A 25390-nucleotide genomic window follows, 5' to 3' on the forward strand; every position below is an offset into this window, starting at 1 on the left:
TTAGCCTGAAGGTAATTTTGAAATTATCCATACCACAATAGCCTCTACTATGTCTAAATGTTAAGTATAGTTAACAGACTTTTGTGATTATTTATTCTTCCCTTGTACTTGAGCTATGTACACAAATTAGGGTAAAGTTTCGGCTTCAGATTCTCTCACCTTGAGAGAAACGGAATTAAGTTTTTTTGATGATACTTCTAAAACTTGTGGCTGTTGTGTCGTAGTTGTTTCGGTGACATTGAGAGTTTGCTTCTGTCCGGCTAGGTTATCACGTTGATTAATGAGATAGATACTGATTAGTGTTAGCGCAACGCCTATCCATTGCAACGGACTGAGAATTTCGGAGAGGAAGAGATTACCAAAAAGTAGGGCAAATACTGGTGTGAGAAACGTGAGGGAACTGAGGCTGGTTAAACTACCACTAGAAGCAAAATAAAAGAATAAACCATAAGCGATCGCACTACCAAATACTGTGGCGTATCCCAACGCTAGCCAATCAGGTGTCACAATATTCTGCCATTGCTGAGATTCTGTCACAGCCGACACTCCCCATAATGGCAAACCACCAATAATCATGTGCCAGCCAGTAGCACTTACTGGGTCAGCATAACGTGTCACAAATCTAATTAACACTGTCCCAATAGCCATCGACAGCGCCGCTAACAGCATTAACCATTCACCACTCGCAAATAAGTCTTGCCAATTACCAATGGTGATATTTCCTTGCGTACCCAGCAAATGAAAAATCCATTCATCCGGTAAGCCAATTAAGCTAATACCTGTAACTCCTAAACCCAGTCCTAACCATCCCCAAAAACCAATATGTTCTTGAAATAGCCACAGCGACAACAAAGCCACTGCTAGAGGTTGGGAATCAATCATCACTGATCCTAACCCGGCACTGGTTCGCACCAAACCCTCTGCTAAAAAGCCTTGGAATAACGTCCCATCAACCAACCCAAATAAAGAAATCCATAACCAGGCTTTCCAACCCTGTGGCTGGGGTCTACCCATCAGTGCGGCTGCGACCAAAATTAACACTCCGGCCGGTAGCAAGCGCACACCCGCCATGAACAGTGGTGTGGTGTGGGGAATAACACCTTTCATAGCGACCATTGCTGTTCCCCAGAGGAAAAACGGCGCAATTAACAGTAGAGGTGCGAAGGGTAGACGAGATGCACTGAGTTTCAGTTGCATGGATTTGCTGAGACCTTTAGTTCAGATGAGCAGAGATGGCTTTAACCAATTCTACCCAATTGTGTCTTTTTGTGAAGGGAATAATACTTAGGTGTGGGGAGTGTGGGGAGTGTGGCTGACCTGACAGGTGTAGGTTTTTTACAAGAGTGTGAGCATTCAATCATGTTCGACAGAAAATAAAAGCAGACTCACAGAGTGAAACAGAGGCTCAAATGCTAAAAAATGAGTACCTCAAACAGTGGACAAATATAGTGTCACAGAAAATACCACATCTGAGGCTACCAGAAGTGGTAGGGCTGGCAACATGGAGTTTTGGCATAGTGATGACAAAATCAAGTAGCTTGAGCAAAGTGTCAAAATTTATAGCTCAAGTCAACGGTGAAAAGGCAAATACAGTACGTCAAAGATTAAAAGAATGGTATCAAGAAGCAAAAGCCAAAAAAGGAAAATTGCGTCGCACTCTAGATGTGAGTAGTTGTTTTGCGCCATTGCTGTTATGGGTGATCAGTTTACTACCGGCAAATATCTCAACCATCTTCCTCTTCGTCTTCCGAGTTGGAGTTCTTTTCCTTCTACTCCTGTTGATGATTTCTTTTGCTTCAATTCCTCCTAATTGTAAAAAACCTACACCTGTCAGCACACCCCTGGTTACACCCCTAAACCCTACACCCTGTTCATTAATTCTGCTTAAATGGCTGTGAAAGTCAGTATTTAATAGCTTTATGGTGAATCGGCAAAGCTCATTTTTTGGTTTTATAGTGGCTGGTGCGATCGCACTGGTATTAATTGCGATCGCAGGTTTTTGGTTCTTCACCAGAACTCCTGTTACCCTCGTCACTTCCACCACCTCCCAGCCCGGTGCAGCTATTTTTGTGTCGAAGCTTTCCCCGGTGATGGTGTCTTTACTCACCAACCCTGACCGTTTGCAGGCTTTGGAACGAGAAGGGGAAATTTCTAAAATCAAAACCAGTTTATTGGCTAAGAGTGGCATAGATTATCAAAAAGATATTCAGCCGTGGCTAGGGAACGAAATTACACTAGCTGTCACCACCACAGATTTAGACCGTGATTCCGCCAATGGACAGCAGCCAGGATATCTCATGGCTTTAGCTACCAACAAACAAGACAAAAGCCGTGAGTTTGTGGAGTTGCTATTTTCTAAGCGGGTATTGGCTGGCGCTAACTTAGATACCGAAGAATATCAAGGTGTGAAGGTGCTTTATGATAGCCAACTCGCAGCCGCAGTGGTTGGTGATGGCTTTGTGTTATTTGCGAATAGTCCCAGCGTTGTTAAGGATGCAATTAACAACGTCCAAGCACCAGACCTCAATTTAACTAGTTCGCCCCAATACCAAAAAGCTCTCCAGCAATTACCTGAAGCTTCTTTAGCCGTAGCTTTCTTGAATTTTCCCATCATTGCTCAATGGCAAGGTTTAGAACTACCAGAACCAACCTACGACAGTGAAATTGTATCTCTGGGCTTGAACTCCAAAGGTTTATTAGCAGAAACCAGCTTTTTAACAGCATCAGAACTCACGCCGCCAACAACGCCACTCATAAAACCAGTCGGGGCGTTGAAATATATTCCAGCATCGGTGGGTTTGGCAATTTCTGGCGCAAACTTAAGCAACTTGGCTGATAGTGATTTAGCAAAATTCTGGGCGCAAATTAAAACAGCTATTTCTGGTTCGGAAACAGATGTGATTTCCCGCTTGGTACAACCATTAACAGAAGTACAGAAAACCTGGGGGATGAACTTTAATCAAGATATTTTTAGCTGGGTGAAGGGAGAATATGCGATCGCACTTTTACCGCGTACAGGCCAAGTTCTCCCCGATTGGATTTTTGTCGTGGAGAAAACCGAAGAAGTACCAGAAGGAATTGCCAAATTAGATGCGATCGCCTCTGCAAAGGGACTTAGCAGTAGTACCCTGAGTTTAGATAAACAAAAAATCTCCGCTTGGACAGAGTTAACCGCTAAAAAAACAGCAAATAAAGACCAACCATCCTTCACCATTGAAGCCACAGCCCAAGGAATACACACCACCCTCGACAATTACGAAATTTTTACTTCTGACTTGGCGACAATGGATGAAGTTCTCGCAGGTAAAGAAAAGTCTTTACTAGACAATCGCAATTTTCAAACCAGCATCGCAGCGATTCCCCAACCCAATCAAGGTTATATATATCTAGATTGGGCAAAAAGTCAAGGAGTTTTAGAAAGACAAATCCCCGTGCTGAAACTCATAGAAGTACTGGGTAAACCATTTTTTAACAGATTGCGATCGCTCACAGTCAGTAATTACAGTAGCGAAACCAACGCACTCAAAGGCGGGATTTTCCTACAACTGCAAGAGTGAGAAAAAGTCTAAAACCAATGACCAATGACCAATAACTAATCTTTTCTGTGTCACATCCTAATGTGGCACAGCCAAATCAAACTTTTCAGGAATGAATTAATTACAATATGTATATATAACTACACTTATTTAAGCTTGTTGGAGAGCTACTATGAAAGACTGTCGCCCCCGACTTCAGAAGCGAATCGGCTGGGTTTTAGCTATCTTAGCAGCTGTTACAGCAGCACCAGCGATCGCCGAAACACCCAACTTTGGTAAGTTCAGTCTAGTACCAGGGTTTGAAACTGCCCAAGGTAAATTTTCGGGTTATACAGGTGGTTCTTTTTCCTTATCGGCGATTAGTAACCGCGATCGTGATAAAAAAGCTTGTATCGGCTTTGCAGATCCTAAACCAGATTACACAATGGTTTTAGAAAAAGACTTTGAGCAACTAACAATATTAGTTAACACTGGGAATACAGATACAACATTGCTAGTGAAAGGCCCAGACAATGACACAATTCGTTGCGGCGATGACACTGGTAGAAGTAAAGATGCTAGTATTAGCGATCGCAACTGGAAAAAAGGTATTTATCAAATTTGGGTCGGTACATTTAATCCTGATGCCAAGCATAAGTATACTTTGACAGTTCAGCAGAAATAATAGGAAATATGGGTTAGTAAGGCAAAAGGAAAAAGTCAAAAGTCAAAAGGTAGAAGATTAGTTCCTTTTTACTTTTGCCTTTTTATTTTTTACTTTCTCAATTCCATCACCACTCCCCAACTATGACAACTCGTTTAGTAAAAGCAAAACTCATCGCCACAGAACAAGCTGCGCCAGATATCGAGTTTATGTTTAACCCCAGCCAGTTAGACTTCTCGCAGCAAATTAATTTGACCAAAAGTAGTGGTGCGCGTACCGGAAGAGGTTTACCAAAAGTTAGTTTTGCTTACCCAGAACCGTGCAGACTCAGTATTAATAACATTATCTTTGATACCTACGAGAGCGGTACTACTGTCCTCACCCATCTGAAAAAATTTGAAAAAGCCGTTAACTTTGCCGAAGCTGGAGCAGGTAAAGAAAAACGCCCACCCGTATATATATTTACCTGGGGCGACCAGCAATATTTACGCTGTTTTGTCCAATCTCTTAACTACAGCCTGACTTTGTTTTTACCAGACGGTACACCAGTACGTGCCAAAGTTAACCTCACTCTAGAAGAAGTTGATGAATCAATCTCTCAGCCAGGAATGGGAGCATCTAGCAGCGTAGACCGCACTGGCGACAGCAGAAGTAGCCGCAGTTAATTGCCCTTCGGGCGAGGCAGAAGGCAGAAGAAAAATTTTTGAATTAAGAATAAAGCCTTTTTGACTCGCCGATTTGGGTTTAAGTCCCCTCTAATCGGCCTCCTGCCTCCTGCCTTTCAACTCCTGCCTCCGTTAATTCGACCTTTGGGGAATAGCCTGTAATATGCTATCTTCACTAGGCTATTGGCAACCTCCTCTTGCCAATATGTATGCCTGTTCTTTACATACCTGAGCTACTATTACAAATTGATAGCACTAATGCTTCTGCTGATTTGCTCAATGATATTTTGCAAATCACAGTTGAAGAAAGTCTGCATTTACCAGGAATGTTTACTTTAGTAATCCGTAATGATTACTTTCCAGGACAGACAACAGAAGCAACTTGGAAGCATCAAAAATTATTTGCAATTGGTAAGAAAATTAAAATTGGCTTTGTTTCCAGCACGACGCAAAACGCAGATTTTGAAGATGCAGAGCAAGGTTACGTCTTAGAAGGGGAAATTACAGCCATAGAAACTGAGTTCACCAGTGGTTCTCAAGCTCCCATCATCATTCGTGGCTATGATATGTCCCACCGCTTGCATCGAGGACGTTATAATCGCTCCTTTCAAAATGTTACTGATAGCGATGTGGTAAACCAAGTTATCGGTGAAGCAGGCATTAGTGCAGGTACAGTTACTTCAACCACTATTGTTCATGATTACGTCTTTCAAGAAAATCAGACCAATATGGAATTTTTGCGGGAACGAGCCGCCCGCCTCGGCTTTGAACTTTATGTGCAGGATAGTAAGTTAAACTTTCGCCAACCGGCTCAAGATGAATCTTTATCACTCAAATGGTTAGAAGATATCCATAACTTCCGGGTTCGTGTTAGTAGTGCCGAACAAGTCAGTTCTGTGGAAGTAAGAGGCTGGGACTACTCTACTAAAAAGTCTATTGTTTCTACAGCCTCCACAGAACAGGTGATTACAGATACAGATAACGGCAAAGGCAGTTCAAGCAGCACAAAATTCACCATCAAGCCAAAAATGATTGTGGTAGACCAGCCTGTGTTTAGTGTGAATGAAGCTGCAAAAATCGCCCAAGCATTGTGTAATGAACTAGGCGGTGAATTTGTTGTAGCTGATGCTGTCGGTGAAGGAAATCCCGATATCAGGCCAGGGAAAGTAATTAAATTGACAGATATGGGCAGTTACAGTGGTAGTTACTACGTTACCGAAACTCGCCATTTGTTTCATGAGCGAAAATTTGTCACTGAGTTTAGTGTGCGGGGTTTGCGTTCTGGAGATTTATTAGCCACCCTCTCTCCCCAAACACGTCTGCAAGCAGGACAAACTCTATTGGTAGGTGTAGTGAGTAACAATCAAGACCCAAAAGGTTGGGGTCGTGTGCGGGTGAAGTTTCCAACTTTAACTGAAGAACATGAAAGTAATTGGGCAAGAGTTGTGAGTGTTGGTGCAGGCCCAGGAAGAGGTTTTGACTGTTTACCAGAAGTCAACGACGAAGTTTTAGTCGCCTTTGAACACGGTGATATTCATCGTCCTTATGTCATTGGTGGTGTGTGGAATGGCACAGATGCACCACCAGAAGCCGTTGCTGATACTGTTGTTGGTGGCAAAGTGCGTCTACGAACTTTTAAAACCCGTGTTGGGCATAAACTCCAATTTGTTGAGGAAGACAAAGGCACTAAAAAAGGCGCATATCTGCAAACAGTAGACGGTCATAATTTGCGGATGAATGACAGCGATAAATTTGCTGAATTAGAAACTACAGGCGGTCACAAATTTCGCTGTGATGACAGTAGTAAAACTATTAGCTTGACTTCTACAGGTGACATTACAGTTAAATCTGGGACAACCGGAACAGCCAAGAAAATTAGTGTCAATGGTGGTGAAATTGCTTTAACTGCAACACAGAAAATTTCTTTAACTGTAGGGGGTACAAGTATTGAACTTACAACTAGCGGTATTACCATGCGAACAACTGGAACTTTGAGTATACAAGCAGCTAGTTCCATCAGCGTGCAATCTGGAGGTTCTTTGAGTGCTAATGCTGGTGGCGCACTCTCCGCTAATTCTAGTAGTTCGATTAGTGTCAATGCTGGCGCTGCTGTCAGTATCAACGGTGCAGCTTCCGTCGGCATTTTAGGCGGGATAATTCGGTTGAATTGTTAATTTGGTCAATGGTCAATAGTCATTGGTCATTTGTCCTTTGTCATTTGTTCTTCTCCCCCTTGCACCCTGCACCCTGCCCCCTACCTCTTCTTCTACTCCCTAAAAAATTATGTTTCCCGCAGCAAGATTAACTGATTTAACTGTCACAGGTGATCCAATTACTGCGCCTGGTGTGCCGAATGTGTTAATTGCAGGTTTACCCGCAGCTTGTGTTGGCGATTTAGTAGCGGGGCCTGTGGTGACTGGTAGTATTGTAATGGGGTCGTTTACGGTTTTGATTGGTGGTAGACCTGCGGCGCGAGTTACATCTCAGGTAGCTGGTGTGAATACTGTCACAGGTGTGCCGTTAACTACTGTTGTGGGTATAGGTGCGCCGACGGTGTTAATTGGTGGTTGAAAGGTAAAAGAGCCTTTACTCAGCATATTTTTTGGGACTTCCACATTCTTGCGAGCGGTGATGGGAATGTGAATGCAGAAAACTGTACCTTGTTCGGGTTCGGAGAAGCATTCTATTTTACCGTTATGCTTTTCGATGATTTTGCGACAAATGGGCATTCCTAAGCCTGTACCTTTGCCAATGGGTTTGGTGGTGAAGAAGGGTTCAAAAAGGCGATCGCGCACATCTTGGGTCATTCCTGAACCATTATCTTGAATCCGAACCACTACATAAGGCGCATTCGTCAATGTTTTACCATTTTCTAATGAGGTGCTAATAGTAATCACCCCTTCTTTTTCTTGACCATCTAAAGCATCGATCGCATTGGCTAGAATATTCATAAATACCTGATTTAGTTGGCTGGGATAACACTCAACTAAAGGTATGACATCATAATTTTTAATGACTTCAATTCCTAAGTTGCCACAGCTGGTCTTTAAGCGATTATTCAAAATTAGTAGAGTGCTATCAATACCTTCATGAATATCGGCTGGAGTCATTTGTGATTGTTCGGTGCGGGAAAAGTTGCGTAAAGATAACACAATCTCCCGGACACGCTTAATCCCTAAACTCATGGAACTGATTAGTTTTGGTAAGTCTTCTGAAACAAAGTCTAAGTCAATTTCTTCGCTGAGTTCTTGCGCTGCTGGAATATAATCGCAGTTATCTTGATAAATATGCACTAGACGCAATAAATCATCAACATATTGTTGAGCGTGGTTAATATTTCCACTAATAAAGTTGACTGGATTATTAATTTCATGGGCAATACCAGCAACTAATTGCCCCAAACTTGACATTTTTTCACTTTGAATTAACTGTGCTTGTGTTTGTTGTAATTCATGCAGTGTAGTTTGGAGTTGTTGTGCTTGAATTTGGGCAATTTTCGCCGCTTCACAACTTTGTTCATAAAGCAAGGCTTTTTCAATCGCCACTCCCGCCTGCATTGCCAATATACTTAATAGTTTTAAGTCTCGGCTAGTATAATTAACCGCAGTTTCGCTACCAATTACAATTGCCCCAACTACCCGTTCTTCCACATTTAACGGCACACAAATCAAGGAATTGAATTGTTTATTTTCTCCTAGATATCTGGGATAAGCGACAATATTGTTCACAATTTCTCCGCGTCCCATCTGTACTATATTACCAATAATGCCTTCGCCTAATTTTATCGGTTGCTGGAGATAACCGCTGCTACCAATTTCTGCGAGAATTTCAAAAACATTGGTTTTTTGATTTAATAATAAAATCGCGCCACCAGTTGAGGGAATTAATTGAGCGGCTTCTTGGATGAGTAATCGAGAAACTGGGCGGAGATTGAGACTGGCAGTTACTTGAATGGAAATATCATGAAGTAAATCAATTTCCTGATATCTTTCTAGCAGTTCATGGGCGAGATTTTTCTTCTCAGATTCTTGTTTGAGTGCATAGAGGAGGAGTGAAACAACACCAGATGCTTGTTGTGAACCGCGTACCCAACCAATTACTTCACCAGCAAATTCTATTGGATGGGCGATCGCACAATTTTCTCCTGCTTGCCCGAAGAGTATTTCGCCTTCTGTATTTTCTATAGTAAACTGACAATCTATCGCTTTAGCAAAATCATTCAGAAGAGCTAATACATCCTTTTTTACAATCAGATTTCTGAAATTGCTTTTAACCATTTGCTCTCATCCTGATTTTATTTCAGATTTTGCCTAAGCATCAGTCTTGTATACCTAATAGATGGACATTTTCATTTATTCTTGGCTATTTGTCACCCCTATAATTAGTGCCAAACAACTGCCATTTTTTAGGTATTTGCTGGGATTTTGTAAAATTATATTTTTAAATAAAGTTGATGCAACTCGATTATAAGTTACTCATTTCTGATAGTTCACCGTAAATTCATTGATTTTTGTACATTCAGTAAATGTACTGAGGCAAAATACTAAAAACTTTTCAAGACAGACGGACGCGGATGGAATTTCGGTGATTGTCAGGACTTACGCACAGGCTACAGAAAATCGTAGACGCGATAGCGGCTTGCCGCAGGCTACCACAGAGGCGCAGAGTTCACGGAGAAATGAGAGTTTAAGAGGTGTTTTGCGTAAGCCCTAATTGTAATAGATTCGCTGAAAGGTAAGGATATAGAATCACTTAGGATGTTGCCAAAAAGAAAGTTAACTCGACTTTTGGCGAATGGTATTAGTTTTAGCGATCGGCATAAAGTAGCGTAAACTGCTCATCACTGTGTACCTACCATGCCAGAACTCAATCAAAATCAACACCTGGGTGCAGGCTGGTCGTTTCCGTTGCGGGTGAATGTCCAAGGAGGTCTGCAACTTAGTAAAGCAGAACGCAATATTGAAGAGTCGATGATGCTGATTTTGCGTACCGAGTTGGGTGAACGTGTCTATCGTCCTAACTTTGGTTCGCGGTTGTCGGAGTTGACTTTTGCACCGATGAACACTCAAACTTTATTACTTTTGCGTCTACACGTCCAAGAAGCTTTGGAAATGTGGGAACCGCGCATTGTTTTAGATGCGGTGCGTGCTGACCCAGATCCCCTGCGAGGTCGTGTAGATATTGTGATTGAATATCATCCCAAAGATAGCCATGATTCGCGGAGTTTAGTATTTCCGTTTTATTTAAATGGTCAGTAGTCATTTGTTATTGGTCATTTGTCATTTGTGTGTTTTAACTAATTATTTTTAATATTGTGGAATTTGATTTTTTACCAAAATTACCCAAGTCTAATCTAGACGATCGCACTTTTAAAGATTTAGTTGATGAGTGTATTCTGCGGATTCCCCGCTATTGTCCAGAATGGACGAATTATAATCCCAGTGACCCAGGTATCACGCTGATTGAGCTATTTGCTTGGTTGACTGACCAAATGTTGCTGCGGTTCAATGAAGTACCCAAGCGCAATTACATTACTTTTTTAGAATTATTGGGCGTTAGGTTGCAAGCACCAGCCCCTGCGGTGGCAGATATTACTTTTTATCTCAGTGCGGCTTTACCAGACACTTATACAATTCCGGCTGGGGTGGAGGTGGCGACAATTCGCACGGAAACAGAAGAGGCGATCGCATTCACTACAGATCGGCCTTTAATTATTGATAAACCACAAATTCGCCACTTTCTCACCTGTCCCACTGCTGATCAAAAACCGGAAATTTTGCGCGATCGCTTTACTAATTTATGGACGATGCGCTCTGATGGTGAGTGGTATGGTAGAGAGTTGGCACTGTTTGAAGAACAACCCCAACCCGGAAACACTTTTTATTTAGTGATTGATGGGGAATCTCAGTGCGAAGGAAATGTTCTCGCCTTGCAATTAAAAGGAGAAGCCGCCACCGCCACAGGGATTAACCCAGATATTCCGCCGCGCCGTTGGGAAGCTTGGAACGGGGTGGAATGGGAAGCAGTACTACTACAAGAATCGGATGATAGCACTAAGGGTTTTAGTTTTAGCGAATTGCTGACTCAAGGAATTAACCCCCTGCAAGGTGCAGATATTGTCCTGCATTTACCGCAATCTTGGCCTGTGACGACTTTCACCGCCTATCAAGGGCGTTGGTTGCGTTGCGTTTATACTGCACCCCAACCCAATCAACCAGGATATAGCAGTTCACCACGGATGATTGGTTTGGCTGTGAGATCCATTGGCGGAACGGTGGGTGCGAGTCAAAGTGAATTGATTCGCAATGAAATTTTAGGGGAAAGCGACGGTACACCGGGACAGACTTTTCAGTTACAAGGCGTTCCGGTATTGAACCGTCGAGAAGATGAATATTTGATCATTTCACCACCAGGGGGAATTCCTCAACGGTGGTATGAAGTCAGCGATTTTGCTAATTCTCTTCCCCAAGATTTGCACTACACAATTGATTCGCGCACCGGGACGGTACAGTTTGGCCCGGTGATTCGAGAACCAGCCCAACTCCAGCAACAGACGGAATTAAGGAGGAGTGGTGGTTCGGCTCCGCTCACCAACCGGGAGTGGGGAGTGGGGAATATTCAGGAATTAGAAAGGCAATATGGGGCTGTTCCGCCGCGTGGGTCGGTCATTCGGATGGTTGCATACCGCACAGGTGGCGGGCGTAAGGGGAATGTGCAACGGGGGACGATTACCGTAGCGAAAAATGCGGTTCCTTATGTGGCGAGGTTGATTAACCATACACCTGCGCGTAACGGTTCAGATGCGGAATCTTTGGAAGATGCGGTGATTCGCGTTCCGGCGATGTTGCGAACCCGCGATCGCGCTGTGACTCCTGAAGATTTTGAAGTGCTGACCCTACAAGCTGGCGGTGGTGCGGTGGCGCGGGTGCGTTGCTTACCACCAACAACTACACAAGAGGCTGGAACCATCAAATTATTAGTTGTCCCGGCGGCGAATACAGATGCAATTAATCGTGGTGAAGGTATTGAACCGGAATTATTTAGTTTGAGTCCGCAACTACGCGACCAAATTATTGCTTATCTAGATGAACGGAGGTTATTAGGAATCCAAGTTAAATTGCAAGCCCCGGAATATGTGGGGGTAGCCGTGCAAACCGAAGTTGCGCTGGAACCAGAATACAACCATCCTGCCGCCCAGCAAGAGATTTTGGGTAAGTTACGGGTGGCGTTGTATCGATTTCTTAACCCGATTACGGGGGGTCAGGATGGGAGAGGCTGGCCGTTTGGGCGACCTGTTTACCCTTCGGATATTGTCAATTTGTTCCAGCAATTCCCGGCGGTGCGGTATTTAGGGGTAGTGCAGTTGTTTGAATTACGCTATGTGGGTTCAACTTGGGTGCGATCGCTTCCCCAAAATCCGGTGATTGATCCGGGGGCGTTGGGTTTAATTTGTTCTTGGCAAAATACGCGGTTGCGTTCTGGTCATGTGGTCAATTTAATTCAGTAACCTCTTGCATAGATATTTTTTGTCTCGCGCAAAGGCGCAAAGGCGCAAAGAAAGATATGAGTAGTCAAATTCTGCACTTGCAATTAACTTCAATGCAATTACCTAACGCCATTCAAACATCGGCGGTGGGTAAGGGTGCAGATGATTTTTCGCAAATAGCACTTAGTAGTCAAACTACGGTACGTGCGGGGTGTGATTTGGTGGTTCATCCGCCGGAACCGAGTGAAATAGTTTTACAGCTAGAAAACTTGGGTAGTCGGATGCTGCGGTTGAATGTGCGGGTGGAGGGAAATTTCCCGGCTGAGTGGTGTCGCATTGGGATGGAGGGGTATGAACTCGCGCCGCGATCGCGGATGGATGTGGTGTTATATTTCCAACTTCCCGCCGATTTTTTTGAAACTCCCGCGTTGGTGGCTGGTCAATCTTTGGTGTTGGATTATCACAGTCGCATTCACGTTAATTACACCGAGGAGGGTACTGGTAGACAGTTAGTTGAAACGGCTGGGTTAAATTTGTATGTCCGTCCCCGCAGTCTTTATCCTAAGTTTTTACCTGCGGTTTATCGAGAAGTTGATTTTATTGGGCGCTTCTTGAAGATTTTTGAACAGGCGTTTGAACCCTCAGTGCAAACGCTGGATGTGTTTTGGGCTTATCTCGACCCCATGACCGCACCGCAGACATTGTTACCTTTTCTCGCGCACTGGGTAGCTTGGCCTGTTGATCGTCGTTGGACTATAGAAAGACAACGTTATTTAATTCGTTCGGCGGTTGAACTGTATCGCTGGCGGGGAACACGTAGAGGTTTGCGTTTATATATACATCTTTATACAGATTTACCTTTAGATGAACACGTTACTAGAGAAGTTGATAAACATATTTGTATTGAAGAAATTCGCGGCGAAGGTTTTGTTTTAGGTAATACGCGCTTAGGCGAAGATGCAATGATTGGCGGCGGTCGTCCCTATCATTTTATCGTCCGCCTCCGTCCCCAACGCCCAAATCAAGTAGATGAACAATTAGTAAGACACATTATTGAACAAGAAAAACCTGCTTTTTGTACCTACGAACTTTATGTAGATAGTTAAAAGTGCTGAGTGCTGAGTGCTGAGTGTTAAGTAAAATATATTCCCCCTATACCCCTACACCCTTACACCCCTGAACCCCCAATTATGGAAATTCACCCCCTAGAACGACTACAAATTCAAGATGGTTTATTAATTAACGCTGAACGGTGGAAGCGATCGCATGATTATCACCGTCAGAGGCAAAATATTCATTATCAATCACTTCATGAACCGGGAATAGTTGAAGGTTTGGGGGTGAGTTTGATTCCTGCGCCGAAGGATGTACCATCACAATATAACGATGGGCGATGGTTACAAATTCAGCCAGGAATTGCCATTGATGTGAATGGGAATCCGATTGTGGTTCCGCAACCGATAGACTTTCATATCTCGGCTGATATTACGGAAGAAAAACCCCGCTTAATTTATTTAGTTGTGCGTTATGTAGACCCAGATACTTTACAACGCAAACAAGTAAGTGAATTTGAAACAGAAACTTTTCGGATTGATGAAAAAACAACACCGCCTGATGCTTTTGAGGTGGAGTTATGTCGAATTTTATTACAACCGGGATTAGTAACTTTAGAAAATCCCCAGGATGTATTTTATCCTAGTTTGAATAGTTTGGATTTTCGTTATCGGAAAATTGCGCGATCTCGTCCCACTAAGTTGGTGCGTGTGGCGCATCTTGATACTCAGGAAACTAAAGAAGGTAATAGTTTTGCAAATCTCGCTTCTTTATTAAGATACACCGAAAGTCTTACCTGTACTCTCCAAGGAGATGAGCAAATTCCCCGCTTAAATTTTCCGCTTTTAGACCCAACGATAGCAATTAATTATGATTTGCTATTTATTACTGGGAGTGAACCATTAATTTTAAATGTGCAAGAATTAGCTAATCTCAAAAGTTATCTAGATAGTGGTGGAGTTTTATTAGTTGAATCATCCACTGATGCTGTTGATAGATTAGAAAGCGTTTTAGAAATTACGGAAAGTTTAGCCACACCTTTAGAAGATTTACGCCGACTTGATAAACATCATCCCTTACGAACACAACCATTTTTATTTGCTGCTTTACCAGCTATAAATCAAAAGCCTCTGCAAATTTTAGTTGCAGGTGGCATTGTTTTAGTTATTGGTGATTTATCCCTAGCTTGGGGATTAGATGAAAAGTTAACTTTACCACGAGAAACAATTCGCACGGCCCAAGAGTTAGGCATTAATATTCTCAACTTTGCCTGGAGTCGTAAGCGAATGACGCAATTAAGGCAACAAACTGCAATTCCTGTCTCAACTAAACCTGATGCTTTAAAAAATATTTTCAACAAATTAGAATAATTTCTTAACTTTTGCATTTTTACTTTTTACTTTTAACTTTTTTATATGGCAGTTAATCTCGTTAATACTAAAATTTCTACTCAAGTATTGAACTTTCAACCAGGTGGTTCACCAGCTTCTTTTGAAGTAACTGTAGTGAATGAAAGTAATCAGTTTGCTTCGTTTCAAATCGAAATCATTGCGGCTGGTGGTGGTGAAAGTTTGGGGACTAATTGGTACAGTATTAAACCTGCGGTGAGTGCGAAAAATCCACCAGGGGATAGTACAAAATTTGAAGTCACAATTACTAATACACCTGTTGTCGGTTTTATCGGCAAAATGAACTTGATTGTGCGGATTTTTTCGCTGGAATTGCGGGATGAAGACAGACAATTGCTGCGGTTAATAGTTGAAGCAGGTGTTGGTGCTGTACCGATGCAGGTTGAGTTACCAATAAGAGAATTTACAACTCAACCACAGGGAACGATTGAGATTCCTGTGCGGGTTTTTAATCCTAGTCAGCTACCTGCGAGTGTTTCTTTAAAACCAATGGGACTTAAACCCCAATGGTTTATTAATGGCGATGAAAAACTATTATCAGTTCCGCCAGGTAATAAAGCAGAAACTTCATTTTTATGTCAGTTACCAATTGCAGAAGAAGTACCGAGTCAAGCCTATCTTTTTACTATTGAGGCTAATTATCTCAATGGACTTCCATCTAGTAGTCGAGAAGGCGTAGTTAATGTTACTCCGTCTGGATTTGTTGATTTTCAATGCACACCAGAAAAACAACAAATACCTGCATCTCGTCCTTGGCTACCACAATTAAAAGTTAATTATACTACTTATCAACTCGAATGCCAAAATCACAGCAATATAACTCAAAAGGTAAGTATTGAAGTTAAAGAAGATGAGGAAACCAAGCGCAAATGTTTTTGGGAAGTACACCCAGAATTTGTAGAAGTAAATCCGGGAGAAGTTAAAAATTTACAATTATTAATTAGTAAGCAGCGGTGGTGGTTAGGGTGGAAGGAAAAACGGGCATTTAAAGTTAAGGCTATTGTACCAGATAACCGCGTCAATATTAATAATGAAAATCAATATTTACAACTCATTATTCATCCAATTTTACATCCTTGGCTACAGATGGGCTTAGGATGTCTTTTACTATATTTACTTTGGTATATATCATGGTTAAATCCTGATAACCCATTTTTTGGTCATCGTGATGCTGTAACATTTGTACAGTTTAATGGAGTAGGCGATCGCGCCGTTAGTAGTTCCCAAGACCAAAGTATTATTAGATGGAATATTGCAGGTTTTACTAATCCCTTGATTAACCAAGATGATGGCAGAATGGCTAAAAAGATTGGTAAATCTGTGCGAATTGTACGCTATAAACCTGTGAGTAATGATGTAGTCGCCGCAGGTTTAGAAAACGGAGAAATCCAAATTTGGGATGTACTTGGTGGGACAAAAAAACCAAAAGCAACTTTTTCACTTGAAGGTGAGAAATCAGACCGGGTTTTAAGCTTAGAATTTAGCCAAGATTCTCACTTTTTATTTAGCGGTCATGGTAGTGGTGTAGTGGCGCAATGGGATGTAAATAGCGCATTGTTAGATGATGAGAAAACTATGACTAACCCGATTAATAGTAAGAATTTCAACTTTCCTGTATATGCTCTTGCTACTGTTGGACATGATAAACAAAATTTAGTCATTGCTGGGAGATATAACAATTTAGCTATCTGGAATTTTACCAAAGATAAATTATGGAAAATTCTCTATAATCGCCCAGGTAGCCAAAACGATTATATTGTCAGTATGGATAGTCCTGAATACAAACCACATTTATTAGCAACAGCCGATAATAGGGGACAAATTACATTATGGGATATGAACCAATGTTTAAAAAATAGTAACAATCAATGTCAAATTTTAGAGAAATGGTCTGATGGTCATGGTGAGAAAGCAGTGCGTTCTGTGGCGTTGAGTCGAGATGGTTGTTATTTAGCTAGTGGTGGTGATGATAATCGCGTTATGCTATGGTCTTTAACTCAAGAAGGTAAAAGAATTTCTCCAGTTGGTCAAGAAATACGTAAGGAAAAACAAAGATTTAATAGTGTAGATGTGAAAGTTGTGAAGAATAAAATTTTGATTATTAGTGGTAATGATGATCATAAAGTCAGGTTAGATATTAGAGATTTAAATAAAAATGTTGGTTGTAAACAATAATGATGAATACTTATAGACCTAGTTAAAATTCTTTTTACTTTTACCTTTTTACTTTTAACTTTTTTTTGGGGGGGGGTAAACATGACTGCCATAAATTCAAGAACTAGTAATTCCCAACTCGGTTTGAGTATGGCAGATGTGTTACTATTACCGCCACAACAGCGCAAAATTGTCCAGTGGTTAATTAAGCATCCTGATAGCGTTACCCTCACCCAAGTATCAATTCATTTAGATTTAAATCAACAAGCAACTTTAGCTTTATTGGATGAATTAGTTGACGAAGGTTTTGTCCAGCAAATATTAACTGGCGGTGAGGTGAAATATCGCGTTAATTTGGCAGCAAAACGCGGTATTCAACAACAAAATCTGCAACAAACCCTTGCGCCGGGAAATCCTCTGGCGATTATTTTTAATCCTTCTGGTGATTATGCAGTCCAGGCTGGCGCAAAATTTGAAATTAATGTCACGGTAACAAATAAAGGTCAAGAAAGTGCGTTAATTGATATTTTTATTGATGAATTATCACCGCAATTAATTCAATGGTGTGATGCACCAAAGCAAAGGTTAGCACTAAGTCCTAACTCTGTGGGTGAGGTGTTATTTGAATTTCAAGTACCTATAACAGCAATTCCTAGCACTTATAACTATGCAATTGTTGTTGATGCGCCGCTACATTATCCTGAAGATACGCCAATTCGACATGGGGCAAAAATTCAGGTTTTACCTGCAATTGAAACGGTAGTTAGAGTTAGTGACCCGACTTTTAGCTTACTACCTTTAACGAGTTCGCGATCGCCTGCCAAAATTCCCCCAGGCGGAATCTTGCAAGTTAATGTCAATGTCCACAACCGTTCGGATAGGGTAGACAGATTTCGCCTCAGTTGTCTTGATTTACCCGAAGAGTGGGTGAGTATCCGCTATCCCGAAGGCTTGGAAACAGCCGGACTTGTTATCCCCAACATGGGTTTGAATCTCAACCCCGGCGAGAAGGGAGAAATTTTACTTCAATTCCAACCACCACTAGGCGCAAACGCCGGACTTTATTACCCCAGCATCCGCTTGTATTCGGCGAATAATCCCGATTTGATGCTGTTGGACGTGATTTATTGGGAAATTTTACCCTCTTACCTGCTAAATGCAGAAATGCTGATTGTGGTAAATCGGGTGAGACGCAAAGGTGGAACTTTTGAAGTTAAATTGACGAATGCGGGTAATACTGTCAGGGAAATTACTTGTCAAGCGGTTCCTGTCGATGAAGATAAGGTGTGTACTTACGTAACTTCGCCAACGGTGTTGCGTGTATTACCAGGGGAAAAAGCTGCGACACAAGTGACAGTCACACCTGTGAAATGGTGGTATCGTCCCATGTTTGGTGCAGGAAGATTGCTGAATTTTCGCATTGAATTAACAGATCAGCAACAAATACCTTTACCAAACCCCGCTTTACCGGGAAGCTTAATTTGGGAACCGCGTCCCTGGTGGCAATTTTTACTTGTATTACTGACGGCTTTAGGAATTATCGGTGCGATCGCATTTTTGATTTGGCTGTGGTTATTCCGTCCCCCAGCAGTTCCTAAAATTCTGCAATTTCTCTCCTCCGATGCTACTTATCAAGCATCCAACAATGATTTTATTCGCTTAAGTTGGCAAATTCGCCACCCCAAAAAATTGCAAACATTAGCTTTAACTGGTTTATTTGCTGATGGTACGGCGGCGGTACAACCAATAGTTTATACCTTTAACGGTAAACTTCCCCAAGAACTACAACCATTTTGTCAAATGGGTGCAGTCTTAACTTGTTCTAACGTCCCTACCGATGCGCGTAAACCAGGAGATTATACTTTTCAACTGCAAACATTTGCTAATAATCCCGACTTACCAGCCGACACAATTAAAACCAATACGATTAAAATCGTCCCCATTCCCCCACCACAAATTTTAGAATTTTCCCCAGCACAATCGGTTTACCAAGAAGTGAAACCTAGCACTAATAAAATTAGTCCCGATACCATTCGCCTCAACTGGAAAATTAACGATTTAGATAAAATCAAAGAATTACGAGTAATTGGGCGATCGCCAGAAAATTTAGTTAACAGTCCATTGCAAACTTATAATGTTACTCAAGGTATTCCCGATACAATCAAAGCCTTTTGTAATCAACAAGATAATCAACTAACTTGTCGTAATATTCCTGCTAACAATCGCGGCGCAGGCAACTATATATTTGAACTGCAAGTATTTACTAAAACTGATACAGATAAACCAAGTATTTCTCAAAAAACAGACTTAGTTAAAGTCCAACCGTTACCCAGTAAAATTCTCGAATTTAAAATTGATGGGAACAACCCCTTACCAAAATATCCCATAGTAATTAATCCTCTTAAACCAAACAAACCCCTCAACTTATCTTGGAAAGTCGAAGGTAGTAATAATATTAAAGTCGAACTTCTTCCCGCGCCAGGAGATATCCCTCGTAACGGTACAATACCCTACCCAGTTAATCAACAACCCAGTAGCGAAACCATCACTTTACAAGTTACCAATTCCACTGGTGAAAAAGTAACTCGTTCCGTCACCATCGAAACTTTTTTACCACCTAATTCCGCAACCAATCAACCACAACTACCACAATTAGAAGGCGCAAAACCAGAAATCCCAACTATACCCCCACCACCAACAACCCAACCCTCCGGTACATCTCCCGGAACCTCACCATCTCCAACCAACAACACCGCACCTAATCCCAACTCTCCCACACCATCCCAACCAGATAAACTCTCCCCCTTAGAACTCCCCCCAGGATTTGATTAAAACTAATCTCTCAATTTCCTCTCTGCGCCTCTGGTTACTGAGCGAAGTCGAAGTATGCGCCTCTGCGTGAGATAAAAAAACCATGAAACCCCATCTATTATTAACAATAACCTTAACCTCCTTCCTCCTCTCCTCCCTTCCCGCCAAACCAATAGACGCACAACAATATCGCGCCAACTTACTCTTAAACCTTGGTAATAGACAACTCACAAACGGACAATTTAAATCAGCCTTAACATCCTTACAAGAATCACTCAAACTATATCAAATAACAGGCGATCGCACCGGAGAAGCCACAGCACTATTTCGCATCGGTGACGCTTACTTTACTCTCGGTAGATATAGAACAGCCATTAACTATTACAACCAAAGCTTACAACTAACTCAAAACTTTCCTAACCAATCACTGACAGTCCAGATTTTTGAACACCTCAGCAATACATATATTAATCTTGGTGATGAAAAGTTAGCAAAAAAATATCAAGCACAAGCCACCGCACTGAAAAAAGAAATTGGTAATCCCGACAGAGAAGCAGCTTTTTTAGGTAACGTTGGTTTAGATCATGATGCAGCGACTGAGTATAAACAAGCGATTGCTTTTTATTCCCAACAATTCACAACTGCTAAGGATAATAATAACTATCAACTGCAAATTGATTCCTTACAAAACATCGCTGCAACTTATCGTAAATTAGGACAATATACCCAGGCGATCGCAACTTATCAACAACAGTTAAAATTAGCCCAGCAATTAAACAATAATACCATCGTCAGTTTAACCTTTAAACAGATAGCCGAAACCTATCAAACCCAAGGTGACTTTCAAGCTGCGATCGCTTTTTATCAACAACAGCTACAACTTACCGATAAAGCCCAAAAAGCCGAAGTCATCAGACAACTAGGACGCGCTTACACTTTTGCCAAGGAATACGAGCAAGCGATCGCATTATATCAAGAACAATTAAACTCTGCCAAAGCTAATAAAGATAATTACACCCAAGGTACAGCTTTAAATAACTTAGCTTTTGTTTATCTCAACTCAAACAAATTCGATGAAGCTAAAACGATACTGCAAGCAAGTATTAAAACTTGGACATCTCTACGGTTAGATATAGGTAACACAATTGATTATGCTGTGGAACAAAGTAATACCTATCGCTTGCTACAACAAGTTTTAATTACGCAAAATCAGCCAGAAGCCGCTTTAGAAATAGCTGAACAAGGCAGTATTATGACATTCCTACAATTAATGGGAATGCGGTTAGCTTCAGAAACCAAAGATAATAATTTAAAAACTGCACATAAATCAATTATTTTACCGACAATTATTGATATTCAAAAAATTGCTAAATCACAAAAAGCTACTTTAGTCAAATATTCTCTTATTCCTGATGATGGCTTATATATTTGGGTAATTCAGCCCACAGGTAAAATTAGCTTCCGCAAAGTAAAACCAACACCAGAAAATACCTTCAATTCAACTAATTCGATTCCTGAAATAGTTGCAAGTATTCCTAATTACCTGGGCATCAATAGTCAAGATAACCAAGCAAAAAAGCTTGTCAATCCTTTATTACAGTTACATCAAATATTAATTAAACCCATTGCTGATTTATTACCGGAAAATCCGCAAGCCCAAATAATTTTTATACCCCAAGATGAGTTATTCTTTGTACCTTTCTCAGCTTTAGTTGATATTTCTGGTAAATATTTAATTGAAAAACACACAATTTCAACTGTACCAGCAATTCAAATTTTGCAGTTAGCCAAAGAACAACGAGGTAGAACAGGCGGAAGTAAAGTTGTGGTTGTGGGTAATCCTACCATGCCAAAAATTTCCCACGCAATTAATCAAGCACCGCAACCTTTACCACAACTCATAAATGCAGAACAAGAAGCTTTAGCTGTTGCTGATTTATTTAAAACCAAAGCGTTCATTGGTAGTCAAGCAAGTAAAGCCGCAATACTTCCTTTATTACCCAAAGCTAAAATCATTCATCTAGCAACTTATGGTGTATTAGATGATATCAAAAGACAAGGTATCCCCGGCGGAGTTGCGTTAGCTGGAGAAAATACCGGACTCCTCACCGCCAGCGAAATTCTCAACTTATATAACCAACCAAAAGGTAAACGTTTGCGTGCTAGGTTAGCTTTTATAAGTGCTGGTGAGCCTGGACATGGTAGCATGGGTAACGGCTTATTGGGTTTATCGTTAGCATTGATGACATCGGGTATACCTAGTGTGATTGTCTCACAATGGGCAGCGCCAGATACACCAACATTTATGTTAACTACTGAGTTTTATCGCCAATTAAAGCAAAACCCTAATAAAGCCCAAGCATTACAACAGGCGATGTTAGTCACTATGAAGCAGTACCCTCATCCCAAGGATTGGGCAGGATTTAATTTAATTGGAGAATTACATTAAAAAATAATAAAAAAGATTCACAATATAGCAAAACCAGAAACAATAAATCTTACATAGGAATGATTTTTTATAACCAAAATTTCAAATGTCAAATTTAAAATCTACCGTTTATTTTGGGTTATTCAAAAAACACATACATTGGCTATCTATTAGCCTGATTTTTAGTTGTGCTTGTGTCATTTTAGCTTCGCCATCATTAGCACAAGCACCCAATCCTCAAGGAGATCCAAACCAAGACCGTTTTCCCCAGCCAGGAACAACGCCAGAACCCTTACCGCCAGAATCACAACCACCCATACAACCAACCCCAAACCCAACCCCAACACCTGAAACTCCACCCACAGAAAGTTCTCAAACTATTAAAGTAGAAAAAATCAATGTTACTGGGAGTACAATTTTCCGTCCAGAGAGATTCAAATCAATTACTCAGCCTGTAGAAGGGCGTGAAGTTACAGTTGAAGAACTACGTAAAGTAGCGGATGCAATCACGCAATTGTACCTTGACCAAGGCTACATTACTTCTAGGGCAATTTTGGTAGACCAAACCGTTAACAATGGAGTAGTTGAAATTCGGGTAATTGAAGGGAGAATTGAAAAAATTGAAGTTCAGGGTACGAAACGGTTAAATCCTGAATATGTGCGTAGTCGTGTAGCGTTAGGCGCAGGTAAGCCGCTTTTGACTGCTGCATTAGAAGATCAATTAAGATTACTCCGGGCTGACCCTTTATTTTCTAACGTTGAAGCGAGTTTAAGGGCGGGTAGTGGTGTCGGTCAAAGTATTTTGATAGTGCGTGTTACTGAAGCACAACCATTTAATGCAGCTTTGACTGTTGATAACTATTCTCCTCCTAGCATTGGTTCGGAAAGATTGGGTATTAATGCTAGTTATCGCAACATCTCTGGGTTAGGTGATGAATTTGATGCTTCCTATTATTTAACGACCAGGGGAGGCGCAAATGTTTTTGATTTTAATTATCGCCTACCACTGAACCCAATGGATGGGACTTTACAACTGCGAACCTCATTCAATGATACGAACGTTGTCGAAGAACAATTTGCGTTTTTAGACATCAGAGGAGAATCTCAACTCTACGAAATTAGTTTTAGACAACCACTAATTAGAACACCCCGTGAAGAATTTGCCTTATCTTTAGGTTTTGCGGTGCAGAATGGTCAAACCTTTACCTTTGCAGGGCCGACACCCTTTGGTATTGGGCCAGATGAGGAAGGTAACAGTCGTACTCGTGTAATTAAATTTGGTCAAGATTATGTTGTGCGAGATTTGAATGGTGCTTGGGCATTGCGATCGCTATTTAGTTTCGGTCTTGGTATATTTGATGCTACCAGCAATCCCAACCCAATTCCCGACGGACAGTTTTTTAGCTGGTTAGCACAAGCCCAACGAGTCCAACGCCTGGGTACAGATAGCATATTAGTCGCCCAAGCCGAATTACAACTAACCCCCAATGCTTTGTTACCCGCCCAACAATTTGTAGTCGGTGGTGGTCAGTCAGTCCGTGGTTATCGCCAAAACGTCCGCGCTGGTGATAACGGTGTGCGCCTCACCGTCGAAAACCGCCTGACAGTCCAACGCGATGCGTCTGGTAATTCCACACTGCAAGTTTCACCTTTCTTTGATATGGCTTATGTCTGGAATGTGGATGATAACCCAAATATTCTGCAACGACAAAAATTTATTGCAGGTATCGGACTGGGCGTATTATTTCAACCCATACCACAGCTTGATATCAAACTTGATTACGGATATCCCTTGATAGATTTGGATGACCGAGGGAGAAACGCCCAAGATGATGGTTTTTACTTCAGCGTTGGCTATCGGTTGTAGGTGTTTTGAGAGGTTAGAATGCGCGGGTGCATTCATTTTCAGCACATAGCCCTCAGACTGAAGTCTGGGGCTATACAAACTAAACCCGCGTAGGCGGGTTCAAAACCTTTGGTTTGATGTTAGTCCGCCTATGCGGACTTTGTTTTTATAGCCGCGAATTCCATTCGTTGGGGCTAGGTGCAAGATATGTGTCTACGTAATTATTTTCTAAAGAAAAAATAAAGATTGCGATCGCAAATTTTTAAAATATAGTAAATTAAAAATTAATCTCCTGTATAAAGTCATTTCAAGTTAATATTCAACAGGGGTTGCGCTACATTTAAAACCTGAAAAACTAGTATTTCAGCATTATTAATCATCGAAAAAAGTCTTCTATAAGACAAAATTGAGTCTGGAATAATCAGCTTGCAAAAATTAATTGCAGGTTGCCTAACTGTTTTCAAGGTGAAATATCTACTACGTCTCATTAGAAACAAACAACTTTAACAATTCACTTTATTCATCAAAATTGATTATGACATCAATAGCAGGTAAAACAGTACTCTTAACTGGAGCATCTGGTGGTATTGGTTCATTTATTGCGCGTGCTTTAGCAAAAGAAAAAGCGACAATAATTGCTGTTTCTCGCTCCCAAGCAAAGTTAGATGAAATCTGTACAGAAATAGAAGCTGTGGGTGGTAGAGGAATTAGCATTGAATTTGATATTAGCCAAGTAGCAGAATTACCAGAATTAATTCAGCAAATTAATCAAGTTGCAGGTCAAATTGATATTTTAATTAATAATGCTGCTATTGAAAAATATCGACCATTTCAGCACTATACTTTACAAGATATTCAGTCTACTTTGACCACAAATTTAATTGCAGGTATGGAATTAACACGCCTGATTTTACCAAGTATGTTAGCGCGAAATAGTGGTCATATTGTGAATGTTGCCTCTGGTTCTGGTAAAAAAGGAATGCCGTACAACAGTATTTATTCAGCTAGTAAAGCCGGTTTGATTATGTGGACTGATGCTTTACGCCAAGAATTAGCTGAGACAAATATTGGTGTGTCGGTAGTTTGTCCTGGATATACTGCAACGGGGATGTTTTCAGCTTTGGGAGTACCTGCGCCTAGTTTAGCGCGTGTTGCACCACCACAAGAAGTTGCGATCGCAATTTTAAACGCCATCAAGCAAAATCAAGCCGAAGTCATTTTAGATGGGTTGGTTTCTAAACTTTTATTTTCTAATTTTCAGCTTTTTCCCAAATTCGGTGACTTAGTTTTTAAATGGATAGGTGTCACTAAACTCAATAAAACTTGTGCTGAAAAGCAAATGCGAATTTGATAACTAAT

17 protein-coding genes are annotated in these 25390 nt (G+C 41.2%); 15 read left to right on the top strand and 2 right to left on the bottom strand.

Annotated features, from left to right (window positions below):
• Positions 1–126: 126 nt before the first annotated feature.
• Positions 127–1197 (bottom strand): DMT family transporter, encoded by a 1071-nt coding sequence (locus tag H6G75_RS09835; protein ID WP_190979756.1) that lies wholly within the window; start codon positions 1195–1197, stop codon positions 127–129.
• Positions 1198–1409: 212 nt separating this feature from the next.
• Here H6G75_RS09835 and H6G75_RS09840 point away from each other — a divergent pair, with 212 nt between their 5' ends.
• From H6G75_RS09840 to H6G75_RS09865, 6 genes are all read left to right on the top strand, one after another.
• Positions 1410–1898: a hypothetical protein gene (locus H6G75_RS09840; protein WP_190979757.1), complete on the top strand. Its 489-nt coding sequence runs from the start codon at positions 1410–1412 to the stop codon at positions 1896–1898.
• Between the two features lie 21 nt (positions 1899–1919).
• Positions 1920–3557 (top strand): DUF3352 domain-containing protein, encoded by a 1638-nt coding sequence (locus H6G75_RS09845; RefSeq protein ID WP_199337791.1) that lies wholly within the window; start codon positions 1920–1922, stop codon positions 3555–3557.
• Between the two features lie 151 nt (positions 3558–3708).
• Positions 3709–4200: a hypothetical protein gene (locus H6G75_RS09850; RefSeq protein ID WP_190979758.1), complete on the top strand. Its 492-nt coding sequence runs from the start codon at positions 3709–3711 to the stop codon at positions 4198–4200.
• Positions 4201–4322: 122 nt separating this feature from the next.
• Complete coding sequence (locus H6G75_RS09855; protein WP_190979759.1) at positions 4323–4844, top strand: hypothetical protein; 522 nt, start codon at positions 4323–4325, stop codon at positions 4842–4844.
• 209 nt (positions 4845–5053) lie between these two features.
• On the top strand, positions 5054–7018 hold the full coding sequence (locus H6G75_RS09860; protein ID WP_190979760.1) for a VgrG-related protein: 1965 nt from the start codon (positions 5054–5056) through the stop codon (positions 7016–7018).
• A gap of 109 nt (positions 7019–7127) precedes the next feature.
• Entirely contained in the window at positions 7128–7415 is a 288-nt protein-coding gene (locus H6G75_RS09865; protein ID WP_015114470.1) for a PAAR domain-containing protein, read from the top strand.
• On the opposite strand, the gene H6G75_RS09870 is transcribed toward H6G75_RS09865, so the two are convergent.
• Positions 7328–9121 carry an ATP-binding protein gene (locus H6G75_RS09870; protein WP_190979761.1) on the bottom strand — a complete coding sequence of 598 codons (1794 nt, stop codon included), beginning with the start codon at positions 9119–9121 and terminating at the stop codon, positions 7328–7330. The genes H6G75_RS09865 and H6G75_RS09870 overlap by 88 nt on opposite strands.
• Before the next feature lie 579 nt (positions 9122–9700).
• Here H6G75_RS09870 and H6G75_RS09875 point away from each other — a divergent pair.
• The 9 genes from H6G75_RS09875 (at position 9701) to H6G75_RS09915 (ending at position 25382) form a co-directional block, all read left to right on the top strand.
• Positions 9701–10102, top strand: a complete 402-nt coding sequence (locus H6G75_RS09875; RefSeq protein WP_190979762.1) for a GPW/gp25 family protein — start codon at positions 9701–9703, stop codon at positions 10100–10102.
• 56 nt (positions 10103–10158) lie between these two features.
• The gene (locus tag H6G75_RS09880; protein ID WP_190979763.1) at positions 10159–12351 is read left to right on the top strand and encodes a putative baseplate assembly protein; all 2193 of its coding nucleotides are present in this window, start codon (positions 10159–10161) and stop codon (positions 12349–12351) included.
• Positions 12352–12407: 56 nt separating this feature from the next.
• Entirely contained in the window at positions 12408–13436 is a 1029-nt protein-coding gene (locus H6G75_RS09885; RefSeq protein ID WP_190979764.1) for a phage tail protein, read from the top strand.
• Positions 13437–13520: 84 nt separating this feature from the next.
• Complete coding sequence (locus tag H6G75_RS09890; RefSeq protein WP_190979765.1) at positions 13521–14753, top strand: DUF4159 domain-containing protein; 1233 nt, start codon at positions 13521–13523, stop codon at positions 14751–14753.
• A gap of 45 nt (positions 14754–14798) precedes the next feature.
• Entirely contained in the window at positions 14799–16967 is a 2169-nt protein-coding gene (locus H6G75_RS09895) for a hypothetical protein (RefSeq protein WP_190979766.1), read from the top strand.
• 81 nt (positions 16968–17048) lie between these two features.
• A complete protein-coding gene (locus H6G75_RS09900) occupies positions 17049–19778 on the top strand; it encodes a hypothetical protein (protein WP_190979767.1) in 2730 nt (909 codons plus the stop codon).
• 82 nt (positions 19779–19860) lie between these two features.
• Entirely contained in the window at positions 19861–22206 is a 2346-nt protein-coding gene (locus tag H6G75_RS09905) for a CHAT domain-containing protein (RefSeq protein WP_190979768.1), read from the top strand.
• Between the two features lie 85 nt (positions 22207–22291).
• A complete protein-coding gene (locus H6G75_RS09910; protein ID WP_190979769.1) occupies positions 22292–24052 on the top strand; it encodes a ShlB/FhaC/HecB family hemolysin secretion/activation protein in 1761 nt (586 codons plus the stop codon).
• Positions 24053–24566: 514 nt separating this feature from the next.
• Positions 24567–25382 carry an SDR family oxidoreductase gene (locus H6G75_RS09915; RefSeq protein WP_190979770.1) on the top strand — a complete coding sequence of 272 codons (816 nt, stop codon included), beginning with the start codon at positions 24567–24569 and terminating at the stop codon, positions 25380–25382.
• The last annotated feature ends 8 nt before the right edge of the window (positions 25383–25390 follow it).

The organism is Nostoc sp. FACHB-280 (genome assembly GCF_014697615.1).
GTDB lineage: Bacteria > Cyanobacteriota > Cyanobacteriia > Cyanobacteriales > Nostocaceae > Nostoc_B.